At 64.0% G+C, this 23,633-nt stretch carries 20 protein-coding genes and 1 tRNA gene; 10 read left to right on the top strand and 11 right to left on the bottom strand.

Annotated features, from left to right (window positions below):
- Nucleotides 1-49: 49 nt before the first annotated feature.
- Nucleotides 50-1,390, bottom strand: a complete 1,341-nt coding sequence (gene tig, locus CBW50_RS10540; protein WP_086145519.1) for a trigger factor — start codon at nucleotides 1,388-1,390, stop codon at nucleotides 50-52.
- 601 nt (nucleotides 1,391-1,991) lie between these two features.
- Here tig and CBW50_RS10535 point away from each other — a divergent pair.
- Both CBW50_RS10535 and CBW50_RS10530 read left to right on the top strand, forming a co-directional pair.
- A complete protein-coding gene (locus CBW50_RS10535; RefSeq protein WP_086145493.1) occupies nucleotides 1,992-2,174 on the top strand; it encodes a hypothetical protein in 183 nt (60 codons plus the stop codon).
- 14 nt (nucleotides 2,175-2,188) lie between these two features.
- Nucleotides 2,189-3,730 carry a hypothetical protein gene (locus CBW50_RS10530; RefSeq protein WP_086145492.1) on the top strand — a complete coding sequence of 514 codons (1,542 nt, stop codon included), beginning with the start codon at nucleotides 2,189-2,191 and terminating at the stop codon, nucleotides 3,728-3,730.
- A gap of 68 nt (nucleotides 3,731-3,798) precedes the next feature.
- Here the strand turns inward: CBW50_RS10530 and CBW50_RS10525 are convergent.
- From CBW50_RS10525 to CBW50_RS10515, 3 genes are all read right to left on the bottom strand, one after another.
- Nucleotides 3,799-3,881, bottom strand: a tRNA-Leu gene (locus tag CBW50_RS10525).
- Nucleotides 3,882-4,194: 313 nt separating this feature from the next.
- Entirely contained in the window at nucleotides 4,195-7,305 is a 3,111-nt protein-coding gene (locus CBW50_RS10520; protein WP_086145491.1) for an efflux RND transporter permease subunit, read from the bottom strand.
- Nucleotides 7,302-8,465, bottom strand: a complete 1,164-nt coding sequence (locus CBW50_RS10515; protein ID WP_086145490.1) for an efflux RND transporter periplasmic adaptor subunit — start codon at nucleotides 8,463-8,465, stop codon at nucleotides 7,302-7,304. The genes CBW50_RS10520 and CBW50_RS10515 overlap by 4 nt, the downstream gene beginning before the upstream one ends.
- Nucleotides 8,466-8,718: 253 nt before the next feature.
- Here CBW50_RS10515 and hpnC point away from each other — a divergent pair, with 253 nt between their 5' ends.
- The 6 genes from hpnC to CBW50_RS10490 all read left to right on the top strand — a co-directional run bounded on the left by hpnC (nucleotide 8,719) and on the right by CBW50_RS10490 (nucleotide 13,743).
- Nucleotides 8,719-9,600 (top strand): squalene synthase HpnC, encoded by an 882-nt coding sequence (gene hpnC, locus CBW50_RS10510; RefSeq protein WP_086145489.1) that lies wholly within the window; start codon nucleotides 8,719-8,721, stop codon nucleotides 9,598-9,600.
- A gap of 46 nt (nucleotides 9,601-9,646) precedes the next feature.
- Nucleotides 9,647-10,480: a presqualene diphosphate synthase HpnD gene (hpnD, locus tag CBW50_RS10505; protein ID WP_086145488.1), complete on the top strand. Its 834-nt coding sequence runs from the start codon at nucleotides 9,647-9,649 to the stop codon at nucleotides 10,478-10,480.
- Nucleotides 10,473-11,846, top strand: coding sequence for a hydroxysqualene dehydroxylase HpnE (gene hpnE / locus CBW50_RS10500; protein ID WP_086145487.1), 1,374 nt, complete (start codon nucleotides 10,473-10,475; stop codon nucleotides 11,844-11,846). Before hpnD ends, hpnE begins: the two co-directional genes overlap by 8 nt.
- Nucleotides 11,847-11,970: 124 nt before the next feature.
- Nucleotides 11,971-12,126, top strand: a complete 156-nt coding sequence (locus CBW50_RS29325) for a hypothetical protein (protein WP_157792394.1) — start codon at nucleotides 11,971-11,973, stop codon at nucleotides 12,124-12,126.
- Between the two features lie 29 nt (nucleotides 12,127-12,155).
- Nucleotides 12,156-12,926 (top strand): DUF1700 domain-containing protein, encoded by a 771-nt coding sequence (locus tag CBW50_RS10495; protein WP_086145518.1) that lies wholly within the window; start codon nucleotides 12,156-12,158, stop codon nucleotides 12,924-12,926.
- 10 nt (nucleotides 12,927-12,936) lie between these two features.
- Nucleotides 12,937-13,743: a head GIN domain-containing protein gene (locus CBW50_RS10490; protein ID WP_086145486.1), complete on the top strand. Its 807-nt coding sequence runs from the start codon at nucleotides 12,937-12,939 to the stop codon at nucleotides 13,741-13,743.
- Between the two features lie 168 nt (nucleotides 13,744-13,911).
- On the opposite strand, the gene CBW50_RS10485 is transcribed toward CBW50_RS10490, so the two are convergent.
- On the bottom strand, nucleotides 13,912-15,153 hold the full coding sequence (locus tag CBW50_RS10485; protein ID WP_086145485.1) for a TIGR03862 family flavoprotein: 1,242 nt from the start codon (nucleotides 15,151-15,153) through the stop codon (nucleotides 13,912-13,914).
- Nucleotides 15,154-15,318: 165 nt separating this feature from the next.
- Between CBW50_RS10485 and CBW50_RS10480 the strand changes: the two genes are divergently transcribed.
- A complete protein-coding gene (locus tag CBW50_RS10480; protein ID WP_086145484.1) occupies nucleotides 15,319-15,552 on the top strand; it encodes a hypothetical protein in 234 nt (77 codons plus the stop codon).
- 47 nt (nucleotides 15,553-15,599) lie between these two features.
- Here CBW50_RS10480 and moaD read toward each other — a convergent pair whose 3' ends face one another.
- The 3 genes from moaD to thrC are packed head-to-tail and all read right to left on the bottom strand — an operon-like array spanning nucleotide 15,600 to nucleotide 18,572.
- The gene (moaD, locus tag CBW50_RS10475; protein WP_086145483.1) at nucleotides 15,600-15,854 is read right to left on the bottom strand and encodes a molybdopterin converting factor subunit 1; all 255 of its coding nucleotides are present in this window, start codon (nucleotides 15,852-15,854) and stop codon (nucleotides 15,600-15,602) included.
- 10 nt (nucleotides 15,855-15,864) lie between these two features.
- Nucleotides 15,865-17,091 carry a gephyrin-like molybdotransferase Glp gene (gene glp, locus CBW50_RS10470; protein ID WP_226935628.1) on the bottom strand — a complete coding sequence of 409 codons (1,227 nt, stop codon included), beginning with the start codon at nucleotides 17,089-17,091 and terminating at the stop codon, nucleotides 15,865-15,867.
- Nucleotides 17,091-18,572: a threonine synthase gene (gene thrC, locus CBW50_RS10465; RefSeq protein WP_086145482.1), complete on the bottom strand. Its 1,482-nt coding sequence runs from the start codon at nucleotides 18,570-18,572 to the stop codon at nucleotides 17,091-17,093. The genes glp and thrC overlap by 1 nt, the downstream gene beginning before the upstream one ends.
- 298 nt (nucleotides 18,573-18,870) lie before the next feature.
- On the opposite strand from thrC, the gene CBW50_RS10460 reads away from it, so the two are divergent.
- On the top strand, nucleotides 18,871-19,611 hold the full coding sequence (locus CBW50_RS10460) for an AAA family ATPase (RefSeq protein ID WP_172404725.1): 741 nt from the start codon (nucleotides 18,871-18,873) through the stop codon (nucleotides 19,609-19,611).
- A 226-nt stretch (nucleotides 19,612-19,837) separates the two neighbouring features.
- Here the strand turns inward: CBW50_RS10460 and CBW50_RS10455 are convergent, their stop codons facing one another.
- Genes CBW50_RS10455 through kbl form a run of 3 tightly spaced genes read right to left on the bottom strand, consistent with a single transcriptional unit; the run spans nucleotide 19,838 to nucleotide 23,530 of the window.
- Nucleotides 19,838-21,250, bottom strand: a complete 1,413-nt coding sequence (locus CBW50_RS10455; RefSeq protein WP_086145480.1) for an L-serine ammonia-lyase — start codon at nucleotides 21,248-21,250, stop codon at nucleotides 19,838-19,840.
- Between the two features lie 47 nt (nucleotides 21,251-21,297).
- Nucleotides 21,298-22,263, bottom strand: a complete 966-nt coding sequence (locus tag CBW50_RS10450; RefSeq protein WP_086145479.1) for an NAD-dependent epimerase/dehydratase family protein — start codon at nucleotides 22,261-22,263, stop codon at nucleotides 21,298-21,300.
- Nucleotides 22,264-22,303: 40 nt separating this feature from the next.
- Nucleotides 22,304-23,530 carry a glycine C-acetyltransferase gene (kbl, locus tag CBW50_RS10445; protein WP_086145478.1) on the bottom strand — a complete coding sequence of 409 codons (1,227 nt, stop codon included), beginning with the start codon at nucleotides 23,528-23,530 and terminating at the stop codon, nucleotides 22,304-22,306.
- Nucleotides 23,531-23,633 lie beyond the last annotated feature (103 nt).

The following is a 23,633-nucleotide window of genomic DNA, read 5'->3' as shown; positions in this document are numbered from 1 at the left end:
GCGCCGCCCCGGCCCTACGGCCGGGAGCGGCATCCGGATACCAACTGGTTTACGCTTGTGCGTTGCTTCCCATCAGTTCGTCGAAAGCAACTGCTTTCGTCGTGACTTTCGACAGGCCCAACACGTAAGTGACGACGTTTTCTTCCAAAACAAGGGCTTCGATCTCACCCAGGCGGCGACGGTCGCTGTAGTAGTACTTCAGCACTTCGCGCGGATCTTCGTAGCTTTGGGCGAAATCTTCGATCTGCGCCTTGACTTGCTCAGGCGTAGCCTGCAGCTTGTTGTCGCCGACCAGCTGCGACAGGATCAGGCCCAGGCGTACGCGACGCTCGGCTTTTTCCGCGAACAGTTCTGCCGGGAAAGGCACGTCCTTGACGTTCATGCCGCGCTGCGCCATGTCCTGGCGGGTCATTTCGGCCAGGCGCTCGGAATCCTGGGCGATCAGCGTTTTTGGCACTTCCAGCTCAGCAACTTTGATCAGCGCGTCCATGACGGCTTCCTTGTTGCGTGCTTTCACGCGGCCAGCGACTTCGCGCTGCAGGTTGACTTTGATGTCTTCGCGCATTTTGGCCAGGTCGCCATCGGCAACGCCCAGGGACTTGGCGAATTCGGCGTCAACTTCCGGCAGGTGCGCCCATTCCAGCTTTTGCAGCGTGATGGTGAACGAGGCGGTTTTGCCGGCCACGTCTTTACCGTGGTAGTCCTCTGGGAACGACAACGGGAAAGTCTTCGACTCGCCTACTTTCAGGCCCAGGGTCGCTGCTTCGAATTCCGGCAGCATGCGGCCTTCGCCCAGCACGAAAGCGTAGCCTTCAGCTTTGCCGCCTGGGAATTCAACGCCGTCGATCGAGCCGACGAAGTCGACGGTCACGCGGTCGCCGTTGGCAGCGATAGCCTCGCCGCCGTCGCCGTGTTCGCCAGCTTCGCCCTTGGTGTGGAAGTGCACGCGCTGCTTGCGCAGGATGTCGATGGTCTTGTCGATTTCGGCTTCCGACACATCGGCTTGCACGGTTTCGATTTCAACGGCCGTCAGGTCGCCGATGGCGACTTCCGGATACACTTCAAACGTGGCGTCAAAAGCCAGCTGGCCTTCGGCCGCTTCTTCTTTCGGCACGATGTTCGGGAAACCGGCCACGCGCAGGTTGTTTTCGTTGGCGGCGTCGTTGAAAGCGCGGCCGACTTTGTCGTTCAGCACTTCGGATTCGATCTGGTAGCCGTATTGTGCTGCGACCATTTTCAACGGCACTTTGCCCGGACGGAAGCCCGGTGCCTTAGCCGTACGGGCTTGCACTTTCAGGCGCTTCTCAACTTCCGTGCGGACGTCCGTCAGCGGGAAGGAGATCGTGATACGACGTTCGAGTTTGCCCAAGGTTTCGACTGCAGTTGCCATGTAAAAAATCGTCCAAAAAATAAACACTGTTGGTACGAGAGAAGAAGACCCGACCCCTTGCGCCATCACTGGCGGCAAGACCTGGGTCCAGCTTCACTCGCTCGCATATTCATCTGTAAAAGCATTGCAAGCAGGACGATGGACCTGGTCTACCCGGCTGAGGGAAAACCCGCACCAGGCACCAAACAATCCGCCGCTTGCAATGCTGCGACAGGGCTCCGAGCGTCCAGCCATGCTTCTCATTAAATCGCAGGGCCGGCCATCATTCGGTAAAGCGTGGCATTATAACAAAGGACTTCGGAGAAGTGGCTGGCTTTGCGGCCCGGCCACAGAGGATGCCAGCGGTGACGAACGAATCGCCACAGCCTGGGTCTGCCCTGTCTTTACTCTTGCCCCGGCATTCATTATTTCGCCAGAGACAGGCTTTCCAGCCTGCTTCGTTCATTAGTATATGCGAACTGGCGCTCCGTCCGAAACAAAGAAATGCGCTCACGGCGAAGATTTCGGGCAAAAAACCTTTGATTTGCCTCAATTTGGCCATTTTTCAGGCAAACCTAAGTCCCGGCCCTCCCCTCCAAGTGAATTTAAAGGAGAAAACATCATGAGCGACAGCACACCCGGCAGCGCCAGCAACGCCAAAGCCAAACTGCACATGGTCCTCGGCCGCCTGCTCGACGGCGTAACGGACGACGATCTGCAAAAAATCCAGACGGAAGTCGATGAAATGGAGTTGCGCATGAAGGGCGACGGCCACCACGACCACGACCACCCGACGGCCGCCTGACGCGGCGCCCGCCCGTGCACTCGCTGCGCGCCGCCCTGCCCGGCCCCGACGTGCTCGACGCCGTCGAAACGGCGCTGGTGCGGCACCGCGCCTTCGGCGACAGCGTCTATATCCGCGACCAGCTGGCCGTGGCCTACCGGCGACGGCTGCACAAGGTGGGTGCCAGCATGCCCGCGGCGCGGCAGCTGGCGCGGCGGCTCGACGGGGCGACGCCCGCGCGCCAACGCCAGCTGACCGGCGACACCGTGCTGCGCTGCGCCGTGCAGCACGCCATGCGCCAGCTGCACCTGGGCGACGACTACGGCTTGCCGCTGCCGCAATGCGCGGCCCTGTTCCAGGCGGCCAGCGCGCACCTGGACGCGGGCCTGCCCGGCGGCCCGCTGACGGCCCATCTGCCGCCCATGGCGCGCCTGCACCAAGAGCGGAAGCGGCGCGCCATGGGCGACAAAGACGCCGACGCGGGCAGCGAAGCAGACACGTACATATGGCATGCCTGGCAGGATGGCACGCCTTATGCTTCCGCTTTCCTTGCTGTGATGGAAGTCAATTACGGCGCGCCGCTGGCCACGCCCACGCCGCATGAACGGGCGCTGCTGCGCCGCGGCTTGTGCCTGCTGGAAACCCTGCTGCCCCGGCTGACGGCCAGCGCACTTTCTCACGTTCAACTGATCGCCCTGTTTCCCAAGCTGGGCGTCTGGCGCGGCAAGGCGTCCAGTTCGCAATTTCGCGTCAATGGCAGCCTCTTCCTGAACCAGGAACTGATCGGCAATCCCTGGTGGCTGGCCGAGCACTTGCTGCACGAAGCGCTGCACCAGAAACTGTACGACTTCCGCCACGGCCACAGCCTGCTGGCGCCCGGCTACGCGCGCGCGGACGGCGCCAGGGTCTGCTCGCTGTGGAATGCGCCCGATGATGACGGCAATCAATACTGGGATGCACACCGCACACTGGCCGCCTTTCACGTCTACGTCCATTTAGCGCTGCTGTGTTTGCTTGCAGAACGGCATGAAACGGCGCTGGCGCCCCTGTACGGCCCCATCGGCCAGCACATGAGCGGCAGCCGGCGCGCCATCGACCGCGCCCGCTACCTGGGCGAGCAATTGCACAGCACTAGCAGGCCGGAACTGGGGCTGGCCGGGCGGCACATGACGGACTGGCTGCTGGCCGTGCTCGACGCACTCGACACGCAACCGCGGCCCGCCGGCGCCACCGTGCATTTGCTGCTCGACCTGTATGAGCGGCAAAGCCGCAAGCTCGACACCTATCTGGCGCGCCAGCCGCCGCCGCGCGGCGACCTGCCCGTATTGCCGGCGCAACAGGAACTGGCGCAGGCGCGGGCGGCCCTGCACCTGCTGGACAGGGACATGCCGCCCTGCACCCTTGACGCGGCGCAAGGCTGGCCGCGGGCGCGGCAACAGGTGCTGCAGGCGCTCATGCCGCTGGCATACGATGTCACGATGATGGAAAGAGCCGGCTACCCGCAGGCGCAGGCGCTGATCATGCAGATGGTGCAACAGTCGAGCCGACAACTGGCCGCACTGGGCGCGCTGGGCTGAGGAATGGGCTGAGGAACACTAAGGAAAAACTTGATGGCGCTGCACGTCCGGGCTGGAACAACCCGGATTGGTGCGGATGGGGAGACTCGAACTCCCAAGCCGAAGCACTGGCTTCTAAGACCAGCGTGTCTACCAATTCCACCACATCCGCATCTTTTGTATGCAGCTTGTACATACCACTTTGCTGCCACCCCTGATTTTAACAACTCGGGAGCGATCTGGCTACCGCGGACTCATTGAGCAAGCCCGGAGCAAGCGCTCGGTAAAGCAAAGGCGGCATTCTACTGGATTTCCCAGAGGAATGCCGCCTTTTTTTTGCTGCGCCTGGGAGCAGCGCCACCGGCCAGTCGGCGGCATTTTCACCCCAAAAGCAAGCACCGGGGTCGCACCCTCAGGGTACGACCCCGGCATTTTCGCCGGCCGGGGGAACCGGCGCATGCGCCATGCGGCCACCCGCCAGGGCACTACACAGCTGGCGTACTCACTTCCCTTGCCGCCGCCTCCGGCTTCCTGACCCGGAACCAGGCCGCATACAGGGCCGGCAGGAACAGCAACGTCAATGCCGTCGCCAGGATCAGGCCGCCCATGATGGCGACGGCCATCGGCCCCCAGAAGACCGAACGCGACAGCGGGATCATGGCCAGCGCGGCGGCGGCGGCCGTCAGCACGATGGGACGGCAGCGGCGCACGGCCGAGTCAATGATGGCGTCCCACGGCGTGGAGCCGTCCTTGATGTCTTGCTCGATCTGGTCGACGAGGATCACGGAATTGCGGATGATCATGCCGAACAGCGCGATGACGCCCAGATTGGCCACGAAGCCCAGCGGACGGTGCAGCAGCAGCAAGGCAAACGCGGCCCCCGCCACGCCCAGCGGCCCCGTAAGGAACACCAGCAGCGAACGCGAGAAACTGTGCAGCTGCAGCATCAGCAAGGTAAAGATAATGAAGATGGCCAGCGGCAGATTCGCCGCGATCGACGCTTCCGCCTCGCCGCTGTCGGCCGCCACGCCTTTCACCGTGATGCGGTAGCCGTCCGGCATGGTGGCGCGCAAGGCGTCGAGCTGCGGCGCCAGCTGCGTCGACACGGTCGCGCCCTGGATGCCGTCGACCACGTCCGACTGCACGGTAATGGCCCATTCGCGCTTGTCGCGCCAGACGACACCCGGCTCCCACACGAAATGCACGCGGGCCAGCTGCGAGATGGGCACGGACTTGCCCTTTGCCGTCGGGATATTCGTGTCGTTCAGCACGGAAATCGTCGCCCGCTCCTCCAGCGGCTGGCGCACCTGGATATCGATCAGCTTGTTGTCTTCGCGGAACTGGCCGATGACGGTGCCCGACAGTATCGTATTGGCCGCCTGCATCACGGTTTTCGAGGTGACGCCCAGCGCGCGCATCTTGTCCTGGTCCAGGTCCAGGCGCAGCACCTTCACCGATTCATTCCAGTTATCATTGACGCCCAGGGTGTTCGGATTGGCGCGCATGAGGTCCTTGACCTGGTCGGCAATGGCGCGCACGCCGGCCACTTCCGGGCCCGTGACGCGAAATTGCACGGGATACGGCACCGGCGGTCCGTTCGGCAACAGTTTTACCCTGCCCCGCACTTCCGGAAAATCCTTCTTGAAGACGTCGATGATCTTCTGGCGCAGCTGTTCGCGGTCCGCCAGGCTCTTCGGCAGGATCACCACTTGCGACACGTTGGTCTGCGGGAAGATCTGGTCCAGCGGCAGGTAGAAACGGGGACTGCCCGTGCCCACGTAGCTGGTGACGCTTTCCACGCCGTCGAGCTTGCCCACAAAAGCTTCGAATTTCTTCACCTGCTTTTCATTCGCGGCAAACGTCGTGCCTTCGGGCGACCACAGTTCCACCATCAGTTCCGGACGGCTGGAATCGGGGAAGAATTGCTTTTCAATAAAGTTAAAGCCATAGATACCGAGCGCGAAGATGGCCAGGGTGGCGGCGATCGTCGTCTTGCGCCATTCCACGCACCAGGCCACGGTGCGGCGGAAGCGGCGGAAGTTGGGGGTATCGAACAATTCATGGTCGTTATGCGCGTGCGGCTTGACTTTCAGCAAGACGTAGCCGATGTAAGGAGTGAAGACGACGGCCACCACCCACGAGATGATCAGGGCCAGCGCATTGACGGAGAACAAGGAGAACGTATATTCGCCGGCAGCCGACTTGGCCAGGCCGATAGGCAGGAAGCCCGCCACCGTGATCAGGGTGCCCGTCAGCATGGGCATGGCCGTCGACGTGTAGGCGAAGGTGGCCGCGTCGAAGCGCGAGTAGCCTTCTTCCATCTTGCGCACCATCATTTCGACGGCAATGATGGCGTCATCGACCAGCAAGCCCAGCGCGATGATCAGGGCGCCCAGCGAGATCTTGTGCAAGTCGATGTCGAGCAGGCGCATGCACAGGAAGGTGACGGCCAGCACCAGCGGGATGGTCAGCGCCACCACCAGGCCGGGCCGCACGTCGATGCGCAACGGTTTCGTGTGCAAGCCCAGCGCGACAAAGCTGACGGCCAGCACGATCAGGATGGCTTCGATCAGGGTATGCACGAACTCGCCCACGGACGCGGACACGGCTTCCGGCTGGTTCGACACGCGCTGCAATTCTATGCCGACCGGCAATTCGCCCTTCATGCGCGTCACCGTCGCCTGCAAGGCCTTGCCCATGTCGATGATATTGCCGCCCTTTTCCATCGACACGCCCAGGCCGATCACTTCCTTGCCGTTGAAGCGCATCTTGTCCTTGGGCGGATCGACGAATTCACGTTTCACGGTGGCAAAGTCGCCGAGGCGGAAAGTGGTGCCGTTGGCGCGCAGTTCCAGGTTTTCCAGGTCCTTGACGGTGACCATGGCGCCCGTCACGCGCACTTGCAGATTGTCCGTCGGCGTCACCAGCACGCCCGTGGCGTTGATGCTGTTTTGCTCGGACAGTTGCTGCACGATGGCGTCAAAAGGAATGCCCAGCTGGGCAAACTTCTTGTGCGAAAAGATAACATTGATCTTTTCATCCTGCACGCCGAACAGTTCCACTTTCGACACCTGGCCCACGGCCAGCAGCTCCTGGCGCACCTTGTCCGCGTAATCCTTCATTTCCGCATACGTGAAACCGTCGCCGGACAGGGCGAAGATGGAACCGTAGGTGTCGCCGAACTCGTCATTGAAGAACGGGCCCACGACGCCGGCCGGCAAGGTGCCCTTGATGTCGCCGATCTTCTTGCGCACCTGGTACCAGGCGGCAGCCGTTTCCTTGGGCGGCGCCGATTCGCGCAGCTCCAGCAGGATCAGGGTTTCGCCCGGCTTCGAATAGCTGGTGATTTCATTGATGTACGGCGTTTCCTGCAGCTTCTTTTCCAGCTTGTCCGTCACCTGCTCGGCCATCTGCAGGGCCGTGGCGCCGGGCCAGTAGGCTTGCAGCACCATGGCGCGGAAAGTAAACGGCGGATCTTCGTCCTGGCCCAGGCTGGCGTAGCTGAGCATGCCGCCGATCAGCAGCACGGCCATCAGGTAGCGCGTCAGCGGAATGTGTTCGAGCGCCCAGCGCGACAGATTGAAACCGCCCTTCATTTGGCGGCACCCACGCTGACGGCGGCAGCGGCGACAGCGGGCTTGGCGGCCAGTTCGGCGCCGAGGATGGTCACTTTCTGGCCAGGCTTGAGCAGATTGACGCCGGCCGTGACCACGGTCTGGCCGGGTTTCACGCCCGAGGTCAGCAGCAATTCATTGCCGGCCACGCCGCCCACCATCACCGGCACCAGTTTCACGGCGCCGTTTTCCACCACCCACACGGAACTTTGCGATTTCTCATTGAACAGGGCCGTCAAGGGCACCTTGATCTGCGGCGTGGCCGATTGCGAGGCGAACTGCACCACGGCCGTCATGCCCAGGCGCGCCTGCGGCGCATCGGGGATGCTGACCTTGGCCACATAGGTGCGCGTGGCGGGGTCGGCCACGGGCGACACTTCGCGTATCTTGCCCGGCAAGCCCTGCTGCGGGTCGGCCCACAGGCGCACGGTGACGTCCTTGACCTTGCGCAAGGTCTCGACCTTGTCTTCCGGAATGCCGATCACGACTTCCTTCTCGCCGCTCCTGGCCACCACGACAACGGGCGTGCCGGGCGCCACCACCTGCCCCACTTCGGCCTCGATGCGCGTGACGACGCCGTCCGCATCGGCCAGCAGGCTGGCGTAGCCGGACTGGTTGGCCTGGCCCCGGTACAGGGCCTGCGCCGCTTCCACGTTCGCCTGCGCCGCCTTGTAGGTGGCGTCCTTGCCGTCAAGCACGGCCTGGCTGACGAAATTTTTCTCGCGCAAGTCCTGGTAGCGCTTCAATTCCGCGCGCGCCAGGTCGCGGCTCGTTTCCGCGCTGACCAGCGACGCCCTGGCCTGGGCCTGCGACAGCTGCAAGTCGACGGGGTCAAGCTGCATCAGCACCTGCCCCTTGGTCACGACGGCGCCCACGTCCACCTTGCGCGCGACGATCTTGCCGCCCACGCGGAAACCCAGTTGCGACGCCACGCGGGGCACGACCTCGCCCGCCAGTTCCGCATTCACATCGACATTACTACTAGACAACACAATCGCGCGCACGGGGCGCACGTCCTCGACTTTGACGGCCGGCTTGGAACAGGCCGCCAGGGTCATGGCAAGGGCGGCGGCAGCCATCAGGCGCAGGGCGGGAAGCGTGGGCGCGCCGGTCTCGCGGCGCAGGGTTTTCAGGGCAAACAAGGTATTTTCCTTTACTATGCGGGCTGTTGGATTTTTGCGTGAAGAAACTTTTTGCCTGCCAAATGCTGCTGGCCCAACTTTTTTACACGCGATATCCTTAAATTTGTGACAATATCAGTGGCGTCATCGGAGGCACTCCCGGCCCCTTACTGACTTTCTGGTTATTAATTATAATCGCGAGTAAAAGTTTTTAGTGACTTTTGCGTCATTAATCTCGAGATTAAAAAACTGCAACACTAAAGAAGCGTGTTCAATGCCTGTAGATCATTACGAAAATTTTCCTGTAGCATCATTTTTACTGCCGCGCCGCCTGGTGCCCGCCGTCGAAGCCATCTATGCCTTCGCCCGCAGCGCCGACGACCTGGCCGATGAAGGCGACGCCGCGCCGGCCGAACGCCTGGCCGCCCTGCACGCCTACGAGGCGGCCCTGGCACGCATCGCCCGTGGCGAAGGCCATGCGGGAGAGAACGCCGCCATGTTCGAGCGCCTGGCGGGCGTCATCGCCAGATTCCAGCTGCCGCTCAAGCCCTTCCACGATCTGTTGTCCGCTTTCAAGCAGGATGTGCAGACGACGCGCTACGCCAGCTTCGAGGAGCTGCTCGACTACTGCGCCCGCTCCGCCAACCCCGTGGGGCTGCTGATGCTGCACCTGTACGGCGCGGCCGATGAAGAGAATGTACGCGATTCCGATGCGATATGTTCAGCTTTGCAATTAATTAATTTCTTGCAAGACGTTGCCATCGACCAGCAAAAGGAACGCATCTACCTGCCGATGGAGGACCTGAGCCGCTTCGCCGTCTCGCCCGCCGCCTTCGAGCGGCCCGAGGCGCATGGCAAGTGGAGCGCGCTGATGCGCTTCGAGGTGGCGCGCACGCGGGCCCTGATGCTGTCCGGCGCGCCGCTGGCCCTGCGCTTGCGCGGGCGCATCGGCTGGGAGCTGCGCCTGGTGGTGCAAGGGGGCTTGCGCATCCTCGAATGCATCGAGGCCGTCAATTACGACGTGTTCCGCCGCCGCCCGAAGCTGGAAAAGCGCGACTGGCTGATCATATTCTGGCGCGCCCTGCGCATGTCGCGCAAAAGCCTGCGTCAAGAGACGCAAGTAAAAACGGCTTTTCCCCCGTCGGCCACTCTGTAAGACGATAGAATAGCGGCTTCGATCTGCAACCCTTGCTCTTTTGACTATGTCTCCCGACGAATACTGCCAACAAAAGGCCGCCCAGAGCGGCTCCAGCTTCTACTACAGCTTCCTGTTCCTGCCGGCCGAGCGCCGCAAGGCCATCACGGCCCTGTACGCCTTCTGCCGCGAAGTCGATGACACGGTCGACGAATGCACGGACGAAGCCGTGGCACGCACCAAGCTGGTCTGGTGGCGCAAGGAAGTCAAGGCCATGTACGAGGGCATCCCCACGCATCCCGTGATGCGCGCACTGGAGCCGCACCTGGCCGTGTATCAACTGGAAGAAAAGCATATGCAGGCCATCATCGACGGCATGGAAATGGACTTGAACCAGACCCGCTACCTCGATTACCAGGCCATGAGCCGCTATTGCTGGCACGTGGCCAGCGTGGTCGGTATCTTGTCGGCCAGCATCTTCGGCGCGACCCGCCCGGAAACCCTGCTGTACGCGGAAAAGCTGGGCCACGCCTTCCAGCTGACCAACATCATCCGCGACGTCGGCGAGGATGCGCGCAAGGGGCGCATCTATCTGCCGATCAGCGAATTGCAACAGTTCAATGTGACGGCGGCCGACCTGCTCAATGCGCGCCACAGCGAGAACTTTGAAAACCTCATGCGCTTCCAGGTGGCGCGCGCGCAGACAGCCTATGACGAGGCGTTCGCCCTGCTGCCGGCGGAAGACCGCCGCGCCCAGCGCCCTGGCCTGATCATGGCCGCCATCTACCGCACCTTGCTCAATGAAGTCGAGCGCGACGGCTACCACGTGCTGAAACAGCGCATCTCGCTCACGCCGATCCGCAAACTGTGGCTGGCGTGGAAGACCTGGGTTCGTGGCTGAGCGTAGCGTGAAGCAGCGCTGCGCCGTCATCGGCGCCGGCTGGGCCGGCTGCGCGGCGGCCATGGAACTGGCGCGCGCCGGCCATGCCGTCACCGTCTACGAGGCGGCGCGCACCCTGGGCGGACGGGCGCGCCGGGTCGACCGCGAAGGCAGCGTACTCGACAACGGCCAGCACATCCTGCTGGGCGCCTACACGGAAACCTTGCGCCTGATCAAGCTCGCAGGGCAAGACCCGGCCGAACTGATCCTGTCGCTGCCCCTGCAGATGCGCTATCCGGCCGGTTCCAACGGCATGGATTTCATCGCGCCGCGCCTGCCCGCGCCGCTGCACCTGGCCTGGGCCCTGCTGCGCGCCCAGGGCTTGCAAGGCGCCGACAAGCTGTCGCTGATGCGCTTTTCCACGGCCATGCGATGGATGGGCTGGCAGTTGTACCACGATTGCACGGTCAGCGAACTGCTGCAGCGCTTCGACCAGACGGAGACCTTGAACCGCCTGATGTGGCACCCGCTGTGCCTGGCCGCGCTCAACACGCCGCCCGCACGGGCCTCGGCCCGCGTCTTCATCAACGTGCTGCGCGACAGCCTGGGCGCGAGCCGCCGCCGCGCGTCCGACATGCTGATCCCGAAAACGGACCTGTCCGCCCTGCTGCCCGAGGCGGCCGCCCGCTACGTGGAACAGCATGGCGGCGCAGTGCGCACGGGCGCCAAGATCGGCGCCGTGCACGCATTGCCCGATGGCCGCTGGCGGCTCGATGACGGGGACGGCTTTGACGCCGTCATCGTCGCCACCTCGTCCGTGCAGGCGGCCGCGCTGCTGCAAGGCGTGCGCGACTCCCGCCTCGACGACGCCATTACCCGCATGCAAGCGTTCACGCCGGAAGCCATCAGCACCTGCTACCTGCAGTACGACGCCAGCGTGCGCCTGGACTTGCCGTTTTACGCGCTCGTCGATGCGCCGCAGCACCAGCACTGGGGCCAGTTCGTCTTCGACCGGGGCCAGCTCGACGCGCACCAGGCGGGCTTGCTGGCCGTCGTCATCAGCGCATCCGGCCCCGCCGCCGAGCAAGGCCACGGGCCGCTGGCGCAGGCGATCGCGGCCCAGCTGGCGCAGGTCTTGCGGCGCCCGAAGCTGGCGCGGCCCGCCTGGACCCAGCTGATCACGGAAAAGCGCGCCACCTTTGCCTGCACGCCCGATCTGCTGCGTCCCGGCAATGCCAGCGGCATGCCGGGCCTGCTGCTGGCCGGCGACTACACGGCCAATGACGACCGCACGCAAGATTACCCTGCCACCATCGAGGCGGCCGTGCGCAGCGGCGTGGCCGCGGCCAGGGCCGTCACCAAGGGCAAGGCGGCCAAACAGACTTGACGGTGCATCGTGCCCGGTTGCCGCTGGGCCCCAGCAAAGTGCATTCTGTCGCACCGTGCTGGTGCGGCGGCCGCCACCTGGGTACAGTTTGATCATCGACAAACCAATTGCCACGAGGAACGCCATGCACACCATCCCCCACCTGAAAACCGGCTTGATCACCGTTGCGCTGCTGGCCGGCGTGGCGCTGGCCGTGTTCATCGTGGCCGATGGCCAGCAAGGGCGGCAGGCGCCGATGCTGCTGAGCCAGGCGGGCATGCTGCTGCCGGCAGTCGGCTGACGCGGCGCCAGCGACCGGATACCATGACCATGCATAAACAAGACTATCTCGACGCGCTGCGGCGCGCGCTGGCGGGCTTGCCACCGGACCTGGTGGCCAAGACGCTCGATTACTACGAACAGACCTTCATCGAAGGCGCGGCGGCGGGCCGCAGCGAGCAGGAGATTGCCCAGGAGCTGGGCGACCCGAAAAAGATCGCCCTGACCTTGCGCAGCAACACCCACCGCCAGGCCTTCGAGCAGAAGAAAACCCCCGTCAACCTGCTGCGCCTGCTCGTCTCGCTGGTGGGCCTGGCCATCTTCAACCTCTTCATGGTGGTGCCGGCCGCCGTCTACGCGGCCCTGCTGGCCACCCTGTACGCCGTCGGCCTGAGCTTTTACCTGGCCGGCATCGCCATCACGGCCAGCGGCCTGTCCGGCGCCAACGAACTGGTGCTCGACGGCCCCCTGCGCCATATGCTGGTCCACGACGACGAGGGGGGCGAGCGGCGCGAAACGCGCATCACCATCGGCGACGCGGGCATCGAAGTGAATCATGTGCCCCTGCCCACCAGGGGCGACGCCGACGCGCCGGGCGCCTCATCGCGCGTGATGGAGCGGGCCGAAGCGCTGGCCGGCGGCGGCATCCGCATCTCGACGGACATGGACCGCGATGCGCGCACGACGCAAACCGTGTTCGGCATGGGCATGCTGCTGGGCGGCATCGCCATCTTCCTGCTCAGCCTGGTGGTCACGCGATACACCTTGATCGGCATCAAGCGCTACATCGCCATGAATATCTCCCTGCTCAAGGGTCACTAGAAAGGCTGCCATGAAACGCTTATTCAAAGTAGGCTTGTCCATGTTCCTGCTGGCCCTGGTGCTGATCGCCATGTCATATGCGGCGCTGCGCGCCAAGGGCATCAGCAGCCCCAGCAGCGCGGCGGGGCGCGCCGTGCGCAGCGATACCCGGCCCGTTTCCGCCAGCATCACCAGCATCGACCTGGCCGGCCCCATCGACCTGGTGCTGCGGCGCGGCGCCACGCCGTCGCTGAAAGTGAGCGGCGAGCAACGCCTGCTGTCGAACGTCGATACGACGCAGGACGGCACGACCCTGCATATCGGCCCGAAAGGCATGCTGTTCCACCACCGCCAGCCGCTGCAGGTGGAACTGGTGCTGCCGGCCCTCGTCCGCGTGGACGTACACGGCAATGGCGACAGCAAGATCACGGGTTTTTCCGGCGATAGTTTTATTTTGGAATTAATGGGTTCAGGCAACGTCAGCTTCACCGGACGCTACAAGCAGGTTGCCGCCACCGTCAACGGCAGTGGCGACCTCGACATCAATGCCGGCAACAGCGACAGCGTGGTGCTGGAAATGGTGGGTTCCGGCCGCCTGGCCGCCAGCGGCAACACGAAATTCCTGCGCGCCGACCTGAGCGGTTCGGGCGATATCGACGCCGAGCATCTGGCGGCCGACAAGGCCAGCGTCAGCCTGCAAGGCTCGGGCCAGAGCACCGTCTTCGTGCGCGACGCCGCCAACCTGACCCTGCGCGGCAGCGGCGACATCCACGTCCACGGCAACCCGCGCCAGCGCGATGCGCAAAAGAGCGGTTCAGGCGACATCATCTGGCATTGATGATGACGCAGCTCACAATCTACTGCGCGGCGTGACGTGCGGCTGGCGATGCTCGCTGCCTCGGCGGCCCCGTATTCAGTACAGCTGCGCTTCTCAGCCACAACTCGGGGCCGCTCGCTACGATTGTGAACAGCGTCGTGGCGCTAACGATCAAATGCTGTTGTAATTTCAAAAATTCCCGTCCAGCCAACTGACCGCCTGCTCGCCGGCCGCCTTGCCTTGCGCCAGGCAGGCCGTCAGCAGGTAGCCGCCCGTGGGCGCTTCCCAGTCCAGCATTTCCCCGGCCACGAACACGCCCGGCATGGCGCGCAGCATGCTGCCTTTGACGCCGTCGAAATCCACGCCGCCGGCGCTGCTGATGGCTTCATCGATGGGGCGCGGGCGCTTGAGCGTGACGGGCAGCAGCTTGATGGCGGCCGCCAGCCTGGCCTCGTCGGCGAAGTCGGCCGCGCTCAGGCATTCGCGCAGCAGGCCCGATTTCACCCCTTTGATGCCCAGCCGGCTTTGCAAATGGCTGGACATGGAGCGGGCGCCGCGCGGGCGCGTCACTTCCTCGAATACGCGCTCATGGCTGTGGTCTGGCGCCAGGTCGAGCCAGATGGTGGCGTGGCCGTCGCGCGCAATCTGCTCGCGCAGGGCGGCCGACAAGGCATAAATCAGGCTGCCCTCGACGCCGCCCGCCGTGATGACGAACTGGCCCTGGCGCTTGATCATGCAGCCATCGATGTCGCGCGCCGAAATGGCCACCGTCGCCAGCGGCTCGCCCGCATGGCGGCTGCTGAAATGCGCGCTCCAGTCCACGTCGAAGCCGCAATTGGCCGGCGCCAGCGCCTGCACGGCCACGCCCTGCCCTCGCAGCAGCGGCACCCAGGCGCCGTCGGAACCGAGGCGCGCCCAGCTGCCCCCGCCCAGCGCCAGGATCACGGCGTCAAAACGGCACAGACGCTCGCCGTCCGGCGTGGCGAAGGCCAGCAGGCCGTCCTGCCAGCCCGTCCAGCGGTGGCGCATGTGAAATTGCACGCCCGCTTCGCGCAAACGGTGCAGCCAGGCCCGCAGCAGGGGCGCCGCCTTCATGTCGGTCGGGAAGACGCGGTTCGACGAGCCGACGAAGGTATCGACGCCCAGGCCGTGCACCCAGTCGCGCACCTTTTGCGGGCCGAACTGGTCCAGCGCCGGCTTCACGCGCTGCGCCTGCCGGCCATAACGCGAGACGAAGGCCTGGTAGCCTTCCGCGTGCGTGATGTTCATGCCGCCGCGCCCCGCCAGCAGGAATTTGCGGCCGACGGACGGCATGGCGTCGAACAGCTCCACCCTCGCCCCCTGCTCGCTGGCCGCCTGGGCGGCCATCAGGCCGGCGGGGCCGCCGCCGATGACGGCGATGTGAAACGGAGGGGAACTGGAGTTGGTCATGGCAGGCTGGGAAGACGGTGAAAACCCCGGCATTTTAGTCGAGATTGGGCCGGACATGGCCCGCCGATGGCGATCTCGCCCAAAAATGAGGCATACTGCGCGGACGTGCCGCAGCGATCAGCGCTGCAACTTCACGCGACAACGCGACGACAAAAGGAGAAACACATGGGCGCAGGATTCTGGATTTCCCGCTATTTGCTGGCCAGTTCGATCTTATTCATCATCCTGACGGTGGTCGAATACAGCAAGGGCACGACCAGCCAGGCCGACATCCTCAGCGCTCTGGCCTGGTCGCTGGTGGCGTCGGCCATCTTCATCGGTTCGAAATACTGGCGCTACCGCAAGGCTGTCGCCTGCGCCGCCTGCGACGGGAACAAGCCGAAAACCAGGTCGCCATGAAAAAACGGCCACTTCGATGAAGTGGCCGTCTTGTTTGAAAAGCGGGATCAGCCGCCCGTCACGGGCGGGAAGAACGCCACCTCGTCGCCTTCAGCGATCACGGCATCGGCATCGCACATCACCTGGTTATGCGCCATGCGCAGCGCGCGGCCCTGCGCCAGCGCATGTTCCCAGTTGCCGCCGCGGGCGATCAGCAGGGTTCGCACCTCGCCCACCGTCAGCGGCCCGGCCACTTCCAGCACTTCCTGGGCCGTGCCCACCAGCTCGCGCACGCTGGCAAAAAAACGCAGATTGATCTTCATCAAGACTTCCTTAGTACAGCAATTCGTTAAACGGGATAAAGCGCAGCATGTCGCCGCGCGCAATCGACAGTCCCGGCGGGCAGTCGATCAAGCCGTCGCCCCACACGGTGGACGTCAGCACGCCCGAACTCTGGTTGGCGAACAGTTCCAGCGCGCCGTCCTCATTGACCTTGGCGCGCAAAAACTCGTTGCGCTTGTCCGCCTTCAGGCGCTCGAACGCGGCCGGCAGCTGGTAGCTGCGCGGCGCCAGATTGCCCGCCACGCCCTGCAGGCGCAGAATGAACGGGCGCACGAACAGTAAAAAGGTGACAAAGCTGGAGACAGGATTGCCGGGCAAGCCGACAAAGAAGGCGTCCCGTACTTCGCCGAAGGCCAGGGGTTTGCCCGGCTTGACGGCGATCTGCCACATGTTCAGCCGCCCTTCCGCTTCCACGGCCGGCTTGATATGGTCTTCCTCGCCCACGGACACGCCGCCCGAGGTGATGATCAGATCATTGCCCTGCGCCGCCTGGCGCAGCACGGCGCGCGTCGCTTCCAGGCTGTCGGGCACGATGCCCAGATCCGTGATCTCGCAGCCGAGGTTTTCCAGCAGTCCCCGCAAGGTAAAGCGGTTCGAGTTGTAGACGGCGCCCGGCGCCAAAGGCTCACCCGGCATGGCCAGCTCGTCGCCCGTGAAAAACACGGCCACGCGCAGCTTGCGCAGCACGGGCACTTGCGCCAGGCCCACGGATGCGGCCAGGCCCATTTCCTGGCTGCGCAGGCGCCGGCCCGCGCCGAGGATGACGCCGCCGGCGCGGATATCCTCGCCCTGGCGGCGCACCCATTCGCCCGCCTGCGGCACGTGGTTGACCGTCACCACGCCGTCAAGCACGCTGCACTGCTCCTGCATCACGACGCAATCGGCGCCTTCGGGGATCAGCGCGCCCGTGAAGATGCGCGCCGCCGTCCCCGGCTGCAGGGGCTGGCCCACGTGGCCGGCCGCGATGCGCTGCGACACGGGCAGGCTGGCCGCGCCGCTGGCGCAATCCTGCGCGCGCACGGCATAGCCATCCATCTGCGTGTTGTCGCGCTCGGGCACGTTCAGGGTCGACGTCTGCGCGGCCGCCAGCACGCGGCCGTTGGCGCGCATGGTGTCGACCAGCTCCACCTCGGTCACGGGGCGCGCCGCGCCCAGCATGAAGGCTTGCGCCTCGGCCACCGACAGCATGGGCTTGCGTTCTGCGATAGGCGCGCCCATCACAGCCCCGTATTGGCGGCGATGTACGCCTTCATTTTTTCCACGTCCGTGCCCATCACAACAAACTTCTGCGGCAAGTCCTCGATGTTTTCGAAGCCGTTTGGCCGTTCCGCGTCCACGCCCAGCGCTTCGAGGATGGTTTCGTTGAACTTGGCCGCCAGCGCCGTTTCCAGCACGATCATCGGCACGTTCGGCTCCAGGTGCTCGCGCGCCACCTTGATGCCGTCGGCCGTGTGCGTGTCGATGGTGATGCCGTAGTCGTCGGCCACGTCGCGGATGGTGTCGAGGCGGTCCTGGTGCGTGGACTTGCCCGACTTGAAGCCATATCTGGCCACCAGCTTGAACTCGTCGCCGTCGCTGCCCGGCTTGCCGGACAAGTCGAAGCCGCCGTGCGTTTCCACTTTCGTGAACAGGGCGCGCACGCGCTCGCTGTCGCGGCCCACCAGGTCGTAGACGAAGCGCTCGAAGTTCGACGCCTTCGAGATATCCATCGACGGGCTGCTCGTATGGTAGGTCTCGGCCGACTTGCGCACGCGGTAGACGCCCGTGCGGAAGAATTCGTCGAGCACGTCGTTTTCATTCGTCGCCGCCACCAGTTTCGAGATGGGCAAGCCCATCATGCGGGCGATATGGCCGGCGCAGATATTGCCGAAGTTGCCAGACGGCACCGTAAACGACACTTTCTGCTCATTGCTGGTGGTGGCCGCCAGGTAGCCGCGGAAGTAGTACACGACCTGCGCCACGACGCGCGCCCAGTTGATGGAATTGACGGTGCCGATCTTCTGCTGCGCCTTGAACGGCAGGTCGTTCGACACAGCCTTGACCATGTCCTGGCAGTCGTCGAACACGCCTTCGACGGCGATGTTGTAGATGTTCGGGTCTTGCAGGCTGAACATCTGCGCCGTCTGGAAGGCGCTCATTTTCTTGTGCGGCGACAACATGAAGACGCGGATGCCCTGCTTGCCGCGCATCGCGTATTCGGCCGCGCTGCCCGTGTCGCCCGAGGTGGCGCCGAAGATATTGAGTTCGGCGCCCGTCTTGGCCAGCGTGTATTCGAACAGGTTGCCCAGCAGCTGCATGGCCATGTCCTTGAAGGCCAGCGTCGGGCCGTTCGACAGCGCCTGCAGCATCAAAGTGGTCGATCCGCCCTTGACGAGGCTTTCTTCGAGCACGCGCAGCGGCGTGATGTCGGCCGCGTTTTCGCCGGCGCGGGCGTTCTTGTAGACTGCCTTGGTATAGGTTTTCGCCGTCAGCGCCTTCAGGTCCGCGGCCGGGATATCGGTGGCGAACTTCTTCAGGATTTCGTAGGCCAGGTCGGCATACGACAATGTGCGCCAGGCGTTGAGCTCGGCACCGCTGACTTGCGGGTAGTGTTCAGGGAGATACAGTCCGCCATCGGGGGCCAGGCCGCCCAGGAGGATGTCGGAGAATTGCTGCGGATTCGATGGCGCTTTGTCAGCGCGGGTAGACACGTAATGCATAAATTTGAAGAGTCCAGTTGAGCTGAGTGCGGTTGATCATGAATGGCAGCGGATATTATAGTGCGAGGCGGCGCCCAAGGCGAATCCGTCGCGTCTGCCGCGCGGCTGCGCGAGCGGCGGGATGTGCGGCTGTTGTCAAATGGCACAGCCTGTCAAGGGGAAACCATTTCCAAATGGAAATAACCGGCACCGAAATCAAGCCCGGCGGCAAAGACAGGCGCGCCTACTGGCGCCCCTGCCCGATTTGCGCCACACTGGTGCTTGTCGGCCCGCCTGCGGGTCATTCATGGAAGCGCTCATGTCGCTGAGTAAAAAACCGTATCTGCAAAGCGCCACGCTGCGCCCCGATGCTGTCGTTGATCTGGATCACTATCCGTTCACCATTCCCGCTATCCGCGACTTCGTGCACATGGATTTCCACCGCGACGTGACGTTTTTCGTGGGCGAAAACGGCAGCGGCAAGTCGACCATGCTCGAAGCGCTGGCCGTGGGGCTGGGCTTCGGCAAGGATGGCGGCACGCGCAACGTGCGCATCGCCCTGCCGTCGGACGAGGAATCGGGCCTGCACGCGCACTTGCGCCTGAGCAAGAGCTACAAGAAGCCCGACGACAGCTATTTCCTGCGCGCCGAGAGCTTTTTCAATGTCGCCACCTATATGGACGACATGCCCGAATACCTGGAAAGCTATGGCGGCAAGTCGCTGCACGCGCAGTCGCACGGCGAAGCGTTCATGGCGACCCTGATCAACAAGCTGCGGGGCAAGGGCTTGTATCTGCTGGACGAACCCGAGGCGGCCCTGTCGCCCAGCCGCCAGCTGGCGGCATTGTCCGTGATCCACCAGCTGGTGCAGGACGACTCGCAGCTGATCATCGCCACCCATTCGCCGATCTTACTCGCCTACCCGAACGCGAAAATCCTCATGTTTACGGGCGGCGGCATCCACGAGGTGGCCTATGAAGACACGGAACACTACGCCGTGACGCGCGATTTTTTGAATAACTACCCGCGCAGGCTGGAGCAGTTGTTCGAGGAGGAGTGAGGTGGTGGCTGTCGGTTTACTGCTTTGCTTATGTCGGCTTACGCCATGCGGGCTAAGCCGATCTACGCCGACGACACGATTTTAATGAGTCGCACGGGACGTCGCGGCGGTGCGAGAAACCGTAGCGAGCAAGCCCAATGTCGCGTTGAGTAGCGCAGCTGTACCAGGGTACAGCGAGCAACGCCAACGCGAGAGTGGGCTGCGCAGCAGGTTTATCGCGTCGCCCTCAACAAGCGGCGTGGTTGACGGTAATCACGTGCACGGCGAGCCCGCCCAAGGACGTTTCCTTGTACTTGTCCTGCATGTCCGCGCCCGTCTGGCGCATGGTTTCGATGACTTCGTCGAGGCTGACGAAGTGCGTGCCGTCGCCCTTCAACGCCAGCGAGGCGGCCGTAATCGCTTTCACTGCGCCCATGCCGTTGCGCTCGATACAGGGGATTTGCACCAGGCCGCCGATGGGGTCGCAGGTCATGCCCAGGTGGTGCTCGATGCCGATTTCGGCCGCGTTTTCGATCTGCTCGTTCGTGCCGCCCAGGGCCGCCACCAGGCCGGCCGCCGCCATGGCGCAGGCCACGCCCACTTCGCCCTGGCAACCCACTTCGGCGCCCGAGATCGAGGCATTGCGTTTGCACAACATGCCGATGGCGGCCGCCGTCAGCATGAAGCGGCGCACGCCGCCGACCGGGTCGCTGGGGCGGCAATCCTGCGCGTAGTAGCGCAGCACGGCCGGGATGATGCCGGCGGCGCCATTCGTCGGGGCAGTGACCACGCGCCCGCCGGCCGCGTTTTCCTCGTTGACGGCCATCGCGTACAGGCTGACCAGGTGCACGGCGTCGTGCGGCAAGTCGTTGGCGCGGTTGTCCGACGCCTTCGCTTCCTGCGCCAATCGCCACAGCTTGGCGGCGCGGCGCTTGACGTTCAGGCCGCCCGGCAGGTTGCCCGTCGTTTCCAGGCCGTGCGCGATGCAGTCGCGCATGACGTGCCAGATGCGGTCCAGGCCTTCATCGAGTTCCGCCTCGCTGCGCTTGACGCACTCGTTGGCGCGCAGCATTTCAGGGATCGACAGACCGCTTTCCACGCCATGCGCCAGCAACTGCTCCATGGTGTCGAAGGGGAAGACGACCCGCGCGCTGGCCGCCGGTTCCACGTCCGCGCCCGCCTGCGCCGCAGTTTGAACTTCTTCCGCTTCGCGGATAAAACCGCCGCCGATCGAGTAATACACCTTGTCGACGCGGCTGCCATCAAGCAGTTTCAGCGTAAAGCGCATGCCGTTCGGGTGCTCGGGCAAGGATGCGCTTTTATGCCAGATCAAGCCCGTGGCGGCCGTAAACGGCACCACGCGCGTGCCCAGCAGCGCGATCTCGCCGGCCGCCTCGATGGCGGCCAGCTTGCTGTCGACTTCGTCGGGCGCCACGTCCTGCGGCGTTTCGCCCATCAGGCCCAGAATGACGGCCTTGTCCGTGGCATGGCCCACGCCCGTCAGCGCCAGCGAGCCATACAGGGCCGCCTCGACGCCCACCACCTGGTCCAGCGGACCGTATTCGACCAGAAAACGCCGCGCCGCCACCATCGGCCCCACGGTGTGGGAACTCGACGGCCCGATGCCGATTTTAAACAGGTCGAATACGCTCATGTCCATATGGTGTCTCTTTATATTAGTATGTTTTTATCAATGTCCTGCGGACTTCAGGCCGCCTTGGCCGCCTGCCCCGCATCGACATGGGCCAGCATGTCGGTGACCATCTGCTCGACGCCGATCTGCGCCTTCCAGCCCCAGTCCGCGCTGGCCTTGCTGTCGTCCAGGCTTTGCGGCCAGCTGTCGGCGATGGCCTGGCGGCTGTCCGGCTTGTAGCTGATCTTGAAGTCCGGCACCATGCGCACGATGGCTTTCGCCAGCTGCTCGGGGTTGAACGACACGCCGGCCACATTGTAGGACGAACGGATCTTGATCGATGCCGCTGGCGCGTCCATCAGTTCGATGGTGGCGCGGATGGCGTCGGGCATGTAGATCATCGGCAACGTGGTGTTCGCATCGAGGAAGCAGTCATAGCGCTCGCCGCGCAAGGCTGCATGGAAGATGGCGATGGCGTAATCGGTGGTGCCGCCGCCCGGAGGCGATTTGTAGCTGATGATGCCCGGGTAGCGGATGCTGCGCACGTCCACGCCATACTTGTTGAAGTAGTACTCGCACAGGCGCTCGCCGGCCAGCTTGCTGATGCCGTACATCGAGGTCGGGTCCATCACCGTCATTTGCGGGGTGTTCACTTGCGGCGTATTCGGGCCGAAGGCGGCGATCGACGATGGCCAGAAGATGCGCAGCGGCTTGCCCGCTTCGCCCCGCTCGCGCGCCAGTTCCAGGATATTGAGCAAGCCGTCCATGTTCAGGCTCCACGCCTTCAGCGGGGCCGCCTCGCCCGTGGCCGACAGCATGGCCGCCAGCTGGTACACCTGGGTGATGTTCTCGTCGGCGATGATCCGCGCCAGGCCGTCCTTGTCCAGCACGTTCAGCTGCGCGTAGCGCTTGGCCTGGTACAAATTGTTCGTGCCGATGTCGCTGGCGATGACGTTGTCCGCGCCGTGCTGCAGCGCCAGCGCGCCCACCAGTTCACTGCCGATTTGGCCGTTTGCGCCGATAACTAAAATGCGTTCCATAGTCTTGTCCTGATATCTTGTAAGTTATTGTTATTTATTACTAATTACTGGCAGTGGTCGTCGGCAGCAGGCCCAGTTCCTTGCCCGCCTGCTCGAAGGCGGCCAGCACCTGCACCAGCTGTGCGCGGGTGTGCGCGGCCGACAGCTGCACGCGGACCCTGGCCTGGCCCATCGGCACGACCGGGTAGAAGAAACCCGTCACCAGCACGCCCAGTTCATACAGGCGGGCGGCGAATTTCTGCGCCACGGGGGCGTCGAACAGCATCACGGGAACGACAGGATGGGTGCCCGGCTTGATGGTAAAGCCGATGCGCTCGATCTCGCTGCGGAAGAAGGCCGTGTTGTCATGCAGGCGGTCGCGCAGTTCCGTCGACCTGGCCAGGCGCTCCAGCACCGACAGCGAAGCGCCGGCGATCGATGGCGCCAGCGTGTTGGAGAACAGGTAAGGACGCGATTTCTGGCGCAGGGTGTCGATGACTTCCTTGCGCGCCGAGGTAAAGCCGCCCATGGCGCCGCCCAGGGCCTTGCCCAGGGTGCCCGTGATGATGTCGATGCGGCCCATCACATTGTGGTGCTCGTGCGTGCCGCGGCCCGTCGCGCCCATGAAGCCGGAAGCGTGGCATTCGTCGATCATCACCAGCGCGCCGTACTTGTCGGCCAGGTCGCAGATCTTGTCGAGTTGCGCAATCGTGCCGTCCATCGAGAACACGCCGTCCGTGACGATGACTTTATGGCGCTTGCCGGCGGCAATGGCCGCCTGCAGCTGCACTTCCAGGTCGGCCATGTCGTTGTGGGCATAGCGGTAGCGGCCGGCCTTGCACAGGCGGATGCCGTCGATGATGGAAGCGTGGTTCAGCGCGTCGGAGATGATGGCGTCGTTTTCATCGAACAGCGGTTCGAACACGCCGCCGTTGGCGTCGAAGGCGGCCGCGTACAAAATCGTGTCTTCGGTGCCCAGGAAGGCGGAAATCGCCTGTTCCAGTTCTTTATGCACGGTTTGCGTGCCGCAGATAAAGCGCACGGACGACAGGCCGTAGCCGTATTTTTGCGTGGCGGCAATAGATGCTTCCTGCGTCTGCAGGTCGCCGGACAGGCCCAGGTAGTTATTCGCACACATATTGATCAGGGTACGGCCATCGTCGCACACCACTTCAGCGCCTTGGCGCGAGGCGATCACGCGCTCGGGCTTGTACAAGCCCTGCTGGCGCAGTTGATCGAGATTCTGTTGCAGACCGCTGAAAAAGGTGTTCTTCGCTTGCTCGCTCATGATATTCCTTGTGTCCCTGATGTAGGCATGTGGTGTGCGTGTGGTTTCAGCCGCCATAGGGAAAAAGCCGCCGCTTGACCGGTGCGCGCACAATGCTGTACCG

Origin of the sequence: Janthinobacterium sp. GW458P (assembly GCF_002127585.1) — a bacterium.
In the GTDB taxonomy this organism is placed as follows: domain Bacteria; phylum Pseudomonadota; class Gammaproteobacteria; order Burkholderiales; family Burkholderiaceae_D; genus Janthinobacterium.
Note: the sequence above shows the minus strand (reverse complement) of the source record. Positions and strands in the feature narration are given on the sequence as shown.